The sequence below is a fragment of the Cylindrospermum stagnale PCC 7417 genome (assembly GCF_000317535.1).
GTDB lineage: Bacteria > Cyanobacteriota > Cyanobacteriia > Cyanobacteriales > Nostocaceae > Cylindrospermum > Cylindrospermum stagnale.
Genome location: NC_019757.1, coordinates 1,855,525 through 1,868,750 on the forward strand (window position 1 = coordinate 1,855,525; position 13,226 = coordinate 1,868,750).

The window sequence follows — 13,226 nt, forward strand, 5'->3', positions numbered from 1 at the left end:
CTCACACTTGCCGCTAGATTAGCCATTATATAACGGTTTCACAAGCTAAGGTAGTCCTAGCTGCGATTGCCGACCGCGTGGTGTAACTGATGGCGCAAAGCGCCAGCTTTCTAGTTCTCGCTATTACCTGATTTCACCTCACAAATCTAGCTATTGCTAGATGCTAAAGTCCTCTCGTTTGCTTTAATCTGACGATTGTTGAAACAAGAGCTAGACCAGTGGATACCATATTAAAGCGATCGCATGAACTCAAACAAGCCTTGGTCGATTTTGTCTTGGATGCAGAAGGTGAACTCGCACAAGCGCTAGAAACCTATGCAGCTAAACAGTTCCGCCGTGGTTCTGGGGATAGCACCCAGCAAAACTTAACCATTGATAGCTTTATTACAGAAGGAAAAATCGCTGATTCCTCACCGCTGGAGTTGTTTGTTAACAGCCATCCTGAGTTAACAGAGAGCGATCGCGATCTGATTAAAAGCTGGCATGATAGTTTTATCGGCTTATTTGCGATCGTTAATACCCTACCCGATGGCTTTGAGTTGATGAACTGGCTAACAGACAAACACTATATTGTCAAGCCAAACAATCCCCAAACACTACAAGAATTATCTCGCCTAAAGACCGGAGAAATATTACTAACCCGCATTTCACCCGTTACCGAAAGCTATTGGACATTTTCTGGACCCTACACACAGATGGGTAAACTCGGAAAACCAAAACTTGCTGTAGCAATTGGTAACTTTAAAGAAAACCATAAACATAATCTTTATAGTGATGCTCCAGAATTGCTAGAATTAGCTTGGCAGTCTGTCATCCAATATCATCAGCAGTTTGTAGACTTTTTTGGCAGTGATGAAATTACACTACCTGGATATCAACTAAATAAAAAAATTGCTGATTTTCAACAAGTAATTACTGATAAACATTTAGCCGCAGCAGGAATTGATACTTCTAAATCTCTCGCAGAAATGGCAGAACAAGCTGGAGTTGGAGAAGAAGAAATCACAGCCGCAGCGAAAGAGCTTGGTGCTGACTCCGACACAGTTTCCCAGGTATTTAATAGCAGCAAGAATAAAATGGTGACGCCAAAGGTCGATTTACCCCCTGAACTCAAAAAAGCAGAACAGGTAACGGCGCTTTCTCATCCTCGTTGGGGGCAAATGTTTTTACCAACCTACAGTAAAATCCAGACCATTTTATCAGCCCAGGACGGTGAAAGTGTTGAAGGTAGCGAAAAACTGATTCGCTATTATCTCGAAGACAAAAGTATTAACGCTTTTATCTGGCATCGTTTAGCCGAAAAGTACCCAACGCAGTTAGAAAAGGTTTTACAAACTTTTCTGCAACGTCCAGACTTTCGCCTTGAAAGTGAATTAGACGCGCTTTTACAAGAATATCATAAACCCATTGAACCAGAGTTACCAGAAATTGCCAGTGTCCCTGAACATCTGCACAATTTATTTCAAGAAGCCGTAGCCGAAGTTAATAAATCTCAGTCTAAAACCAAGACACAGAAAAAACCAGCCAAAGGTTTTCGTTAAATTTGTCCATTATGATTTTCTTGTGGAACAGGCGTCTCGCCTGTTATGGGCGGGCGTTAGCGTAGCGGCACGTAGTGCGACGCCCACCCCACAAGAGCTAGATTTTATGGCAAGAGGCTGGGAATGCCTACTTTAGGGCTGCCGCCTTCCGTATCGGCGGCAGAGCCGTACTGATTGCATTAAGAGTCGGAGACTGGGAACGAGATAATTCTGAAACATGGTATGGTGTATTGTAGAACGTATTATTAAAAACAGTACTTACTAGAACTTGGTTTGGGTAATGTAACTAGGGTATATCGTCCACAATTCATCATCACAAAACAATCTATGCGTGAGATAAAACCTTGGACTACTAGCTTAGTAGTCGTAATATCTATTATTGCAACTGCAATAGGCGTTTACAATTTTGAGTGGTTCTTAAACAGTACCTGTTTAATAGATACGATGCCTAGCAAAAGTAAACACTGTAAGTAGTCGCCCTAGCTAAGTAAACTTACGTTTTGAGAAAAAATGGTAAATATGATTTTTGGTTTTATTTCTTGAATATCCTAGAGATGGTGCGTTAGGGAACGCACCCTACGGTTGGGTTTTGGGTTAGGGAACGCAGCCGTGGGGTGGTTTGTGCGTTCCCGGAATTGTCTATTGAGGTGGTTGGGTAGAAACTGTTAGGACTTGGGGCGGTGAGGCGTCTGGGGGATAGAGAAAATCTACGTCTACTAAAGAGCGATCGCCTGCTTTCATCTTTAATAGTACCAACGGTTCCCCTGGTTGACCCCTTTTTTGGACTAAATGCACAAATTTGGTTTGCACCTGTCCTTGTTCATCTTTATAACGTACCCGCACCGAACCCCGGAAAAAGACTTGACGGGCTGGTGTAGTAAAAAAGCGTAACCCTGATTTCGTCAACTGGTCTTCTTTCAGTGGCGTTTGCACAGATATACTCACAGTCTGCGGATTTTGAGTATTGTTATATAGCGGCAATTTGAGACTATATTGAATTCCATAATTACCGTGAGCGCGATAAGCTGTATCAGGATAGCGCACCAACATCGATGCACTCTGAATTTGTCCGGTTCCCAAGGTGCCGCCATGCAGTGTGCTTAAGGCGTAAGAATAAGCTTGGCCAGGTTGAGGAATTGTCAAAGATTTAGCTTTTGGACTATCGACTAAAAAAGCTCGCCACTGAGAACCACCAGCTACTCCAGCTACACGCCCATAAATTCTTGGTTTACCTGTTTCCTCTAGGGGAGTGGGTACTTTATCTCGTGGGGTAGACAAATCACCGTTATTTAGTAAATTTTGCCATTCTTCGAGATTAGGGGCACGTTCGCTACCATCGGCATTTGCCCTAGCAAACATCGCTAAACTAGCTGCATAGATAGTGCCATTACTCCGCAGTCGCATTAATGTAGAACGACCATTGAGCGGCGGTGTCAGTCCAAGGACGGGAATTGGCAGATTCATTAACATCTGACTTTGTCCCGGTGGAATGACTATTTGAGACGGGAAAATCTCTTGTCGCTTTCCTCTCAGGATATCAGACATGGCGCGATCGCCTGGCCCAGCAAAAATTGTCCCCAAAGCATTGGGGCTAAATGAGGGTAACTGAATAAATGGGGCATCCGGTTGACTTAAATAACTCGCCGCCTGCAAGATATTCACAGTTACAGTTTCCGAACTAGGGTTATGGAGAATTATCCCTAAATATAGCGATCGCAAATTATCGGCTGGTTCCGCCCTAGCGATGTGGTGGGCAAAAATATCAAATCTTCCCCGAAAGGGAAAATTCAAATGAGCCGTTGGCGCTTTTTTTCCATTGACTGGAAAGGTAGAGAGTAAAATTCCTTCATTCAATACCAATTCTGGGCTATTGCTGTTAAATACCGGGATTCTATCTAGCTGGCCTGTTAAAGGGCGCACTTGTTGAGGTTGTACCACTTCTTCTGCTGGTGGTGTGATTGGAGTTGATTGAGCAATGGTCAAACTTAGCAATAACGGCAACATATACTTAGATACTTTTTCTAAACAGACGCCCACAAATTTATCAAGATGCCAAATTGTTAAGAATTAAGACGAAATCGGGGAGGATTCCGCTTAAATTTTCTTGGTTCAATACAGGAACATGAACAAAGATGCAACTAACCGAGAGTTGAGATTGGCGTAAATAGTCCAACACCGAATAATAAAGCCCTTCGCAAACAAACTTACCACAGTCATAGCTAATCTGAATTTCTGTTGTTCCTGCTACTAACTGCTCTAAATCAACGGTTGTTTGCAAAATACTTTCCCCGCAATCTAGAGGCAAGGTGTCTGTAGATTCTACAGGTAAGATGTTTGTATTACGAGCAACTACTTCCACACTCAATTGCCTGCGGCTAGCAGCCATGCCACAACAGATGACGTAATCAGGTTGGAGTTCATTGATTTTGGCAATAACCTGAGAACTGGCGAGTTGCACATCTACGGGTAGCAGGCGTAAAAAAAATAAATCATCAGGGACTGAAGCCAGTTTGGCTAGTTCTAGTAATAAATCATCAGAAGAATTTGACTGTTGCTCCTCTAGCCAAGTGTCAAAAGAAGTTAATAGTATTGTTTTCGTCATAATTAATATTATTTACTATTAGAATAAGAAAAAGCCCTCCATAATAAATTTACAGGGAGTAGGTAAATGCCAGTTATTGCGGTCGTAGACTACGATATGGGGAACTTGCACTCAGTCTGCAAAGGCTTGGAGAAAGCTGGAGCAACTCCTAAAGTTACTTTTTCTCCCAAGGAATTGGCAGAGGCAGATGCAATAGTCTTGCCTGGAGTGGGATCATTTGATCCAGCCATGCAAAACTTGCGAGCACGTGGTTTGGAACAACCGATTAAAGAGGTGATCGCATCTGGTAAACCTTTCTTAGGCATTTGTTTGGGACTGCAAATTCTCTTTGAATCAAGTGCGGAAGGTACCCAACCAGGACTAGGAATTGTGCGCGGAAAAGTGAAACGGTTTCTGCCAGAACCAGAGATTGCCATTCCCCACATGGGTTGGAATCAACTGGAACTGACTCAGCCAAAAAGTACTTTGTGGGAGCATTTACCATCGGAACCTTGGGTTTATTTTGTTCATTCCTATTATGTTGAGCCAACTGAGCCACAAATCCGGGCTGCAACCGTCACCCACGGGAATCAGACTGTAACAGCAGCGATCGCACACAATAACTTGATGGCAGTTCAATTTCACCCCGAAAAATCCTCGAACATCGGATTGCAAATTCTGTCTAATTTTGTTGCTCAAGTCCGCGAAAAAGTCTTTGCTTAAGGTTATGTTGTCAGTTGTCGGTTGTCAGTTGTTAGTTGTTAACTCTTTTTCCATGACTAATGACTAACGACTAATAACCAATGACTAATAACCAATGACCAATGACCAATGACTTTAAGAATTTACGGGAATCGCCAGCTAAAAACTTTACCAGGCAAAGAAACTAGACCTACCAGTGGGCGGGTACGGGAAGCAGTCTTTAATATTTGGCAGGGAACTATTGCCGGGTGCCGATGGTTGGATCTGTGTGCGGGTACTGGTTCAATGGGCGCTGAGGCTTTATGTAGAGGTGCCAGCTTCGTTGTGGGAATTGAACAATCGAGCCAAGCCTGTGCCATTATTCAGCAAAACTGGCAGCAGGTGGCTGGTACTGAGCAAAAATTTCAGGTACTGCGAGGAGATGTCATCCAGCAGTTAAAAAGTTTATCAGGTAGGCAGTTTGACAGAATTTACCTTGATCCACCCTATGCCAGTGGTGTGTATCAGCCTGCCTTAGATGCGATCGCACACTATCAACTTTTAGCTGTTGGTGGTGAAATAGCAGTTGAACATAGTTCTCAAGGATGGACGCCACCAGAAATCCCCCCTTGGGAAATTTGCCGTCAGAAAGTTTATGGACATACAGCACTGACTTTCTACACAACTGTGGCTGACGGGGAAATTGAGTAATGCAAGAGGCAAGGGGCACTCATGCAAGAGGTAAGAGGCAAGAGACAGGGGGGAATTGAGATATTCCCCAACTCCCCGCTTAGGACTCAGGACTCAGCACTCAAGACTCAGCCGCCCAATTCGTTGGGGCGCTTGTATTGCTTATAGGCAGCGTAAAAAAGTCCGCTGAGGGTGACGACAATCAAACCAAGAACGATGCCTGATAGCAGGGGTTCAACCACTGGAGATCTCCTTTTTGCGATTACTCAATATTTGTTTCCTGTTTTTGATTTTACCAAATCTGGCGTGAATCCCTCGCTATATCTGGTTTTAGGATGGCGACCGCACAAAGAAAAATTATCTTTTGTGCTTGCAGATGCGATCGCTAACTTTTAAGCTATGTGTAGGAACTAAAATATTTCTTGCACACTTAGTCTGTAACAGCACACCTCTTGGATAACCAGATTATCAAACCTGAAATTCTGATTCAGCGGATCGCTTTATTGGCTCTGGCGATACTGCTAGCAGTCCCTTTGGGACTTTTTGGTGTTCAGATAGTTCGAGCCTCTGATCCATACATCAAGAGTGTTCTATCGCGGACAGGAGACCCAGTGCAAGGACACGCGATCTTTCAAATTAACTGTGCTGGGTGTCATGGCTTGGAAGCAACTGGGCTAGTAGGCCCAAGTTTGCAAGCCGTTTCTAAGCATAAGTCGTCTTATGGACTGATTCACCAAGTTATTAGCGGCGAAACCCCGCCTATGCCCAAATTCCAACCTAGCTCCCAAGAAATGGCAGACCTTTTGAGCTATTTGGAAAGTCTTTGATATGTGATTTTAAGTCAACCACCAGGCTTATAAGGTTGCCAACCAATAGCTAGTGCTTAACGGATGCTGTTAGCGACATCAGATGGTAAAGCCGGAACTATTGGTTTGTTGCCTATCCATCCTATCCATATCCAACTGCTTGGGTGTGCTTGAGGCATTTTAATCACTAGGGTAACAACAAAGGCATATACTGAGTAAAGGTTTTTTCTTATTAAGTAATATACCAAATACCTCAATTTGTTTTTTTTGTAAGTTCAGGAATTTTTGGAGCCTATACTAAGGAATAATGTTGTCTCAGAATTCATTCTGAGGCTAATAGGTGACGTACTCCACACACTCCCTTTCAGGTGAGTGTGGGCTTCTCAACGACTCCTAATCCGGACATTTATTGAGCTTTAAGAGGATGTTTGAAAAGTTTTTGGTGATGTATTAAGCACCAGCAGATCCCCCTAAATCCACGCCAGTCGCTCATGGGGAGCCACTGCGTTGGGCGGCTCCGCCGACTTGTTCGCGCAGCGTCTCCCCTTGGGAGAAGCATGTGGCGTGGAGACCCCCAAGACCGCGCTGGCTACCCTTCCGGGGGACTTTAAGAAGTTTTACCCCCTTAAAAAGGGGGGCAAGGGGGGATCTCGATCAATTTTGATACTTTTCAAACAACCTCTAAGACCGTGCATCCCACGGTTCTTGATATTGATAGCCGCATTTAGATCCCTGCACAAACTTGTATGACAAACCGGACAATTGTGCATTCTTTGGGATAGCGGCTTTATTACTTTATAGGCTTAAGCCGAATTTCCCTATTAGACTGGGAATGAATTAAGAGTCCGGTGATTTTAGACCTGATTGGCTGGGTATTTGTACCTGTTTCAAAATAGCTCTTGCTGAGTTAGATAAACCTCAGCTATAGCGAATAGGTAACCTGAAAAAGTGCTACTTTAAAGACAGCGTTGAACGCAGCAACATGACCTTACGACTATCTACTAAGACGGCAAAAAAGCCGCGTTCATTTAGCTTTTGCAATGTGTTATATGCTTCTTTTTGATTAGTTGTATAGACTGCCAGCAAGTAAGGGCGTTGTCCATAGGAAGCAAAACCCACATTACCTTCCACCACCTGTTGCACACTATTTGCCAGTTCTGGACGGTTGAAATAATCCACCAGCACTGCATAACCCTCTCCTAAGGCTTGGGGACGATAGCTAATTCTCTGCGATGGTGTTACAGATGGCACCATTGTCGGCGCTGTTGTTGCCACTGTCGCAGGCGTTGTTGCAGGCGTTGTTGGTCGAGTGGTAATAATTGCAGACAAACCAACAATATTGTTAACATACCTCGCCCAACGATTGGCATCATCACTCTTCTTAAACCCACCGATGCGCGTCACTGTCTCGTTGAGATATTTACAGTTTATCGACTTAAGTTCAGGTGGTAAGGCACTACGTAACTGCTTTTGATTGTCTGCTGTGGGGCTGACAACCAATAAAACATACTCCCCAGCAGTCGGAGGTTGACAAGCGGGAAGAGTTTGTTGGGCAAAGACAGAACTGATGCCACTGATCAAAGGGGTGATCGCTATTATTAAAGCACTTGGTAAAGTCGAAAATCTCTGCACAAACGTTAGATACATAAAATTGGATTTTTTTAAAGATACTATAAAAATATTTTTGGTTACCCCAAGAGAGAGATGAGCAATCAGGAGAAACTGCGGGAGACGAATTCTAGAATTCTCCCTTGTCTCCCTTTCATCTTCTCTTTGGGGCGATCGCTAAAAATATAAGAGTATATTACGACACGGTGGCTAGAGATGCCAAGGCATCAGGTATATTTTCTGAGGGAGCCTGAAATTCCCCTGTGATTACGTACTCTAGTCGCAGTTTTAGCCAGGTAATAAATTGGGAATTGGTGGAAATAATTGCCACTGATTGTTTGGGAGACTTGGCCTTAACCTCTGCTAACTGAGGTGCTTGCAAAAATGCTGGTTGCTTAACCAACCAAAAATCAATTTGCTTTTCTTGTTCGTGGTAATGCCGAGTACGTTCTTTTAGCACTTCCTCAATTGGTTCTTCATGGAGAAGAAATTGTTGACTAGCCAAAACGTAATAGTATGTTTGCATTTTCATCCTTTGGTGACTTAATCAATAATTTAAGGGTACAGTGCGGCATTCTGTACCCTGATCAACTAACTTTTCTGGAATCCCTTGAACTAAGAACTGAAGGGACAAGGACTTCCTTGGTTTTCACCGTTTACCTGTTTACCACCTGCTGTCAGCTTATCTAAAAACAGGGTGTTATCAAAGTAATGTTCCAAGGAAACAATCTTCAAGTCATCGGTAACGCGGGCAACAGTCATCCCAATAATTTCCACTGTTTCTCCAGTCGGTGCATGGTCTTTGTATGCACCCTGAAAATGTCCCCAGTGCCGCCACTTGAATGTTACATTAGGTGGGCCTGAATAAACTTCTAGTACTTCCCAAGGAAAACCTTGGGGAAATGTAGACTGAAAGATTTTTGATGATGATTCAAAGTCTTCTTCAGAAGCTTTGTAATGTTCTGAGTCAGCCATGAATAAATTGTAAGTACCTTGGGCTGATACGTCTGCTGCTGTATATTCTACTCCGCCGTTGGTACTAACACGAAACTGGTCGTTCACAACTGACAACCACTGCTGCGGGTTGGTTTTGAAGGATACCTCCATCTCGAAGGTTCTCACCAAGTTTTGGACGATCGCTTCTAGTGTACCTTCAAGGTGATTCTGTGTACTCTCTTGGGCGAGATTTTCTTTAGAGCGGGAGTAATCAGGTGGTGCCTGATAGCGCCACTGGGCATCAGTACTTTGTTGAATCACCTGATCCCGATCCTGTACCCAAAGCGGAAGGTTGTTAGACTGTGTTGAGGTCATAGAAGGAGTTTTAGATTTAAAGATGTAACTCTAAGAGTTTAGGATTTCGCAGCTAATACTCCCCTTCGATGAATTAAAAATTAAAAATTTTTCTTCATTTTTAATTTTTAATTGGAGCGAAGCAACATGGCTTGTTTCATCTCCCGGACTGCTCGTTCTATACCGACTAATGCTGCTCGACTGATGATGGTATGACCAATGTTCAGTTCTTCCATGCCTGGAAGTGCGGCTACAGGATAGACGTTCCAGTAAGTGAGTCCATGACCAGCATTTACGCGCAAGCCAGCTTTTAGGGCTTGTGTACAGCCTTGAGCTAATATCGCTAATTCTTGCTGGCGTGTTGTTTCATCTTTAGCTTCGGCATATTGCCCAGTGTGCAGTTCAATAAATTTCGCTTGCACCTTGACAGACGCTTCGATTTGTGATGGTTCGGCGTCGATGAATAGACTAACAGGAATGCTAGCGCTTTGCAATTTATCGACGATTTCACCTATTCTAGCAATTTGCCCGACGATATCTAAACCGCCTTCTGTGGTGACTTCTTGCCGTTTTTCGGGTACTAAAGTGACATAATCGGGTTTGATGTCGAGTGCGATCGCTAACATTTCATCTGTAGCTGCCATTTCTAGATTCAGATGCGATCGCACCGTTTCCCGTAAAATTCGCACATCTCTGTCTTGAATATGTCTTCTATCTTCCCGTAAATGTACGGTAATGCCATCTGCACCCCCCAATTCAGCCAGCACCGCCGCCGCTACAGGGTCGGGTTCCACCGTCCGCCGCGCTTGGCGGATGGTGGCGATATGGTCAATATTTACACCTAATGTAGGCACGCCTGGTTTCTCCAAATCCACAGTCCTTAGACCTTAATTTTACCGGAAATACGGGTTAGGAGGTGTGTGTGAATTCGATTTTAAGTTTTGGTCATATTATTAAATAGGACTAAAGCTGCGTGTCACAATAAACATAGATTGTCGGGTGCGTCAGACTCGATAAATCTGGCAAATAAACAGATTTTTGACATCTGACGCACCCTACAAAGCCGTGCCAGTTGCGTAAGTACTGTTAAAGAAAGAGAATAATAATTGCCAAACCAAATTTCTGAGGCGATATGCTTTTAGAACTGCAACAAATTATCGTCAAACCAGGTCAACAAATGTTACTCAAAGATATTAGTTGGCAGCAGTTAGAAAACATTCTAGAAGAAATGGGAGAAAAGCGTGCAGCGCGTATTTCTTATAGTCACGGCTGGTTAGAAATTATGGTTCCCCTACCCGAACACGAAAAAGATAAAGAATTTATTGGTGATTTAGTTAAAATTTTATTAGACAAACTTGAAATTGATTTTGAACCTTTAGGTTCCACAACCTTTAAAAATGAACAAATGCAGCAAGCCGTAGAACCAGATGCCTGTTTTTATATTCAAAACCAAGCCGCTGTAATTGGGAAAAATCGGATTGACTTAAATATAGACCCACCACCAGATTTAGCAATCGAAATTGATATTACCTCCCGTACTCAATTTGGTAACTATCAGCTTTTGGGAGTTCCTGAACTTTGGCGATATAAACAACAAAGTTTGGATATTTTCTTGTTACAACAGGGAAAATATGTAAAATCTTTATCTAGTCCTAATTTTCCGAATATCCCAATTATTGAATTAGTTAATGAGTATGTCCAGCAGTGTTTAACCATTGGAAGAAGTCAAGCTATCCGTAATTTGAGGAGTTGGTTTAAGGATAATTTATAGTTTAATGAGGGTCTTCCCTGCTGCCGTGTTTGCAGAATGATGGCGATATGGTCAATCCCTACTTTTGGAATAAAGCAGCTTAAAACCTTAAATTCTAATTATCAAAATGCACCAACAAATAAAATTTATCAGGTAATTTATAATGATAATATATCTAATCTAATAGCCACTGAAAAATTAGTTTACTCATCCTTAATAGCTGAGACTGAATTTACTCAGGGAGAGATATATTCTATGGATTCTAGGGAATTCCATTCAACTATAGTGGAAAATAATACGTTTGCTGCAACTATAGTTTTATCTAGAAAAATGGATACTATACTTCCTGAAGTTATAGGTGACTTACAGGGAAGGGATATATATTCTTATAAGAGGATAGGCTGTAATGTAAACCAACTTAAAAATATCATAGACAAACTTTCGTTACAAATATGCTAATTAATAACCATTACTAACTCGAACCACTGGTATGAGTCGGCAACACAAGACAACACCACAGATAACAATCCCGCACTTAGCAAATATGTTAAACACTTTTAGGAAGCGATCGCCAGATTATGATAGAAATTTAGGGCTTGATGAAAAAGGCGATTATCGCTCATGACTACCGAAAACAATCTAGCCATTGTGGACTGGGAACCCCCCATGCCACCTACAGATTTAATTTTTGATGATGGTGAACCCTTGGAATCAAATCGTCACCGCATAGCGATGAATGTCTTGATTCGGTCATTGCAACAAGCTTGGACTGACCGCAATGATTATTTCACTGGGGGCAATATGTTTATTTATTACAGCAGCACCCAGATTCGTAACCGTGATTTTCGAGGGCCAGATTTTTTTGCTGTTCTCAATGTTGATGCTGATACCTCTAGACAAGGCTGGGTAGTATGGGAAGAAAATGGTCGCTATCCTGATGTCATTGTGGAATTAATGTCACCCTCTACGGCAACAATAGACAAGGGTATTAAGAAAAATCTTTATGAACAAACTTTCCGCACTTCAGATTATTTTGTCTATGACCCTTTTGACCCTAATTCTTTGCAAGGATGGCATTTAGATGATAATCAGCAGTATCAACCGTTGACAACAAATGAACGCGGGTGGCTATGGTGTAAGCGTTTATCTTTCTGGTTAGGGACTTGGGAAGGAACCATAGATAGGGAAACAGCGGTATGGTTGCGGTTTTATGATGTGGCTGGAAATCTGGTTTTGTTACCAGAGGAAGCAGCGAAGGTAGAAGCAGAAGCCGCACAAGCACAAGCTGAGGTTGCACAAGCACAAGCGGCTCGTTTAGCGGCTAGATTAAGGGAGTTGGGGGAAAATCCAGATATCGTCTAAATAGATATCTGGTAGAAAAGAATGTAGAGACGTTCTACGGAACGTCTCTAAAAAAGTTCTGGATAAATGTTTCTACCGCATAACTAACTGGAAGCGCTGGTGTAAAACCGCAACGCAAACCGCCAAAACCAAGTGGAAACTAAAAACAGAGCTACAGCTAACAATCCTGCACCTAGTAACCAGGTAATTTGAACTCTACCCAGCATTGCTTCGGCTGGAATAGTGGTTAAAAAAGCAACCGGCACAACGAAGGTGAAGAAAAAGCGGTAAGCCGCAGGATACGCCGCAATCGGATATCTGCCGGCTTCCAACAAACCCCGCAGCACTTCAGTTGCATTGTATACTTTGACAAACCAAATGCTAGTGGCTCCCAGCATAAACCACAGGCTGTAAAGAATCACCAAGCCGAACAACAACGGCACTGTACCAACTAAGTAGTCACTGATTTTTAAGCCGAGGCTGTTACCTGCGTAGCCAATGATGATGCTACCAAAAACTAAATCTGGCAATCCCCAAGGTGAAAGAGTGTGGGTGGAAAGCCAAAATTGACTGCGGATAGGTTTGAGGAGTACAAAGTCCAACGTACCTTGCTGGACATGGCGGACAATGCGATTTAGATTGGGGGAAAGGAAAGTGGCAGCAAAACCTTGCAGTAAGGTGAATATTCCCAAAACTACCAAAGCTGCTTGCCATGACCAGCCCGAAAAAGTGTAGCCTTTACGGTAAAACAAGAATAGACCAAAGAGGCTACCTGCCAAATTTCCCACGCTGCTGAGGGTGGCTAAGAGAAAGTTTAGCCGATACTCTAACTCAGATGCGATCGCCGCAGTCCAAAATAATTTTAGGATTTTCAAATATCTTTGCATTTTGCACCCTTAACCCAATACTTACCGCAGACAACACAACTTTACCGAAAA

Annotated in this window: 16 protein-coding genes and 1 pseudogene; 8 read left to right on the top strand and 9 right to left on the bottom strand. The window is 42.9% G+C overall.

Annotated elements, in window-relative coordinates; all coding sequences use genetic code 11:
- The first annotated feature begins 218 nt into the window (after positions 1 to 218).
- Positions 219 to 1,541, top strand: coding sequence for a hypothetical protein (locus tag CYLST_RS07585; RefSeq protein WP_015207121.1), 1,323 nt, complete (start codon positions 219 to 221; stop codon positions 1,539 to 1,541).
- A gap of 639 nt (positions 1,542 to 2,180) precedes the next feature.
- Here the strand turns inward: CYLST_RS07585 and CYLST_RS07590 are convergent.
- Together CYLST_RS07590 and CYLST_RS07595 are read right to left on the bottom strand one after the other, a co-directional pair.
- Positions 2,181 to 3,545: a DUF3370 domain-containing protein gene (locus tag CYLST_RS07590; RefSeq protein ID WP_015207122.1), complete on the bottom strand. Its 1,365-nt coding sequence runs from the start codon at positions 3,543 to 3,545 to the stop codon at positions 2,181 to 2,183.
- Between the two features lie 40 nt (positions 3,546 to 3,585).
- Positions 3,586 to 4,143 (bottom strand): pyroglutamyl-peptidase I family protein, encoded by a 558-nt coding sequence (locus CYLST_RS07595; protein WP_015207123.1) that lies wholly within the window; start codon positions 4,141 to 4,143, stop codon positions 3,586 to 3,588.
- 66 nt (positions 4,144 to 4,209) lie between these two features.
- Here CYLST_RS07595 and hisH point away from each other — a divergent pair, with 66 nt between their 5' ends.
- Both hisH and rsmD read left to right on the top strand, forming a co-directional pair.
- Positions 4,210 to 4,845 carry an imidazole glycerol phosphate synthase subunit HisH gene (gene hisH / locus CYLST_RS07600; RefSeq protein ID WP_015207124.1) on the top strand — a complete coding sequence of 212 codons (636 nt, stop codon included), beginning with the start codon at positions 4,210 to 4,212 and terminating at the stop codon, positions 4,843 to 4,845.
- Between the two features lie 108 nt (positions 4,846 to 4,953).
- Complete coding sequence (gene rsmD, locus CYLST_RS07605; RefSeq protein ID WP_015207125.1) at positions 4,954 to 5,514, top strand: 16S rRNA (guanine(966)-N(2))-methyltransferase RsmD; 561 nt, start codon at positions 4,954 to 4,956, stop codon at positions 5,512 to 5,514.
- 107 nt (positions 5,515 to 5,621) lie between these two features.
- On the opposite strand, the gene petG is transcribed toward rsmD, so the two are convergent.
- Positions 5,622 to 5,735 carry a cytochrome b6-f complex subunit V gene (gene petG / locus CYLST_RS33185; protein ID WP_011320710.1) on the bottom strand — a complete coding sequence of 38 codons (114 nt, stop codon included), beginning with the start codon at positions 5,733 to 5,735 and terminating at the stop codon, positions 5,622 to 5,624.
- Here petG and CYLST_RS35115 point away from each other — a divergent pair.
- Positions 5,710 to 5,889: a hypothetical protein gene (locus CYLST_RS35115; RefSeq protein WP_041233012.1), complete on the top strand. Its 180-nt coding sequence runs from the start codon at positions 5,710 to 5,712 to the stop codon at positions 5,887 to 5,889. The two genes, petG and CYLST_RS35115, sit on opposite strands and share 26 nt — an antisense overlap.
- Positions 5,890 to 5,945: 56 nt before the next feature.
- Positions 5,946 to 6,320, top strand: coding sequence for a c-type cytochrome (locus tag CYLST_RS07615; protein WP_015207126.1), 375 nt, complete (start codon positions 5,946 to 5,948; stop codon positions 6,318 to 6,320).
- A gap of 596 nt (positions 6,321 to 6,916) precedes the next feature.
- Here CYLST_RS07615 and CYLST_RS35795 read toward each other — a convergent pair.
- From CYLST_RS35795 to CYLST_RS07635, 5 genes and pseudogenes are all read right to left on the bottom strand, one after another.
- Positions 6,917 to 7,099 (bottom strand): annotated as a pseudogene (locus CYLST_RS35795) (zinc ribbon domain-containing protein); the annotation flags it as partial.
- Between the two features lie 151 nt (positions 7,100 to 7,250).
- Positions 7,251 to 7,946, bottom strand: coding sequence for a hypothetical protein (locus tag CYLST_RS07620; protein WP_015207127.1), 696 nt, complete (start codon positions 7,944 to 7,946; stop codon positions 7,251 to 7,253).
- 157 nt (positions 7,947 to 8,103) lie between these two features.
- Positions 8,104 to 8,433 (bottom strand): MgPME-cyclase complex family protein, encoded by a 330-nt coding sequence (locus CYLST_RS07625; RefSeq protein ID WP_015207128.1) that lies wholly within the window; start codon positions 8,431 to 8,433, stop codon positions 8,104 to 8,106.
- An 89-nt stretch (positions 8,434 to 8,522) separates the two neighbouring features.
- Entirely contained in the window at positions 8,523 to 9,218 is a 696-nt protein-coding gene (locus tag CYLST_RS07630) for a nuclear transport factor 2 family protein (protein ID WP_015207129.1), read from the bottom strand.
- Between the two features lie 107 nt (positions 9,219 to 9,325).
- On the bottom strand, positions 9,326 to 10,051 hold the full coding sequence (locus tag CYLST_RS07635; RefSeq protein ID WP_041233496.1) for a pyridoxine 5'-phosphate synthase: 726 nt from the start codon (positions 10,049 to 10,051) through the stop codon (positions 9,326 to 9,328).
- 278 nt (positions 10,052 to 10,329) lie between these two features.
- Here CYLST_RS07635 and CYLST_RS07640 point away from each other — a divergent pair, with 278 nt between their 5' ends.
- The 3 genes from CYLST_RS07640 to CYLST_RS07650 all read left to right on the top strand — a co-directional run bounded on the left by CYLST_RS07640 (position 10,330) and on the right by CYLST_RS07650 (position 12,309).
- Positions 10,330 to 10,968, top strand: a complete 639-nt coding sequence (locus tag CYLST_RS07640) for a Uma2 family endonuclease (RefSeq protein WP_015207131.1) — start codon at positions 10,330 to 10,332, stop codon at positions 10,966 to 10,968.
- Positions 10,969 to 11,004: 36 nt separating this feature from the next.
- Entirely contained in the window at positions 11,005 to 11,406 is a 402-nt protein-coding gene (locus CYLST_RS07645; protein WP_015207132.1) for a hypothetical protein, read from the top strand.
- A 162-nt stretch (positions 11,407 to 11,568) separates the two neighbouring features.
- Positions 11,569 to 12,309, top strand: a complete 741-nt coding sequence (locus tag CYLST_RS07650) for a Uma2 family endonuclease (protein WP_015207133.1) — start codon at positions 11,569 to 11,571, stop codon at positions 12,307 to 12,309.
- 83 nt (positions 12,310 to 12,392) lie between these two features.
- On the opposite strand, the gene CYLST_RS07655 is transcribed toward CYLST_RS07650, so the two are convergent.
- Positions 12,393 to 13,175, bottom strand: coding sequence for an ABC transporter permease (locus tag CYLST_RS07655; RefSeq protein ID WP_015207134.1), 783 nt, complete (start codon positions 13,173 to 13,175; stop codon positions 12,393 to 12,395).
- Positions 13,176 to 13,226: the final 51 nt, after the last annotated feature.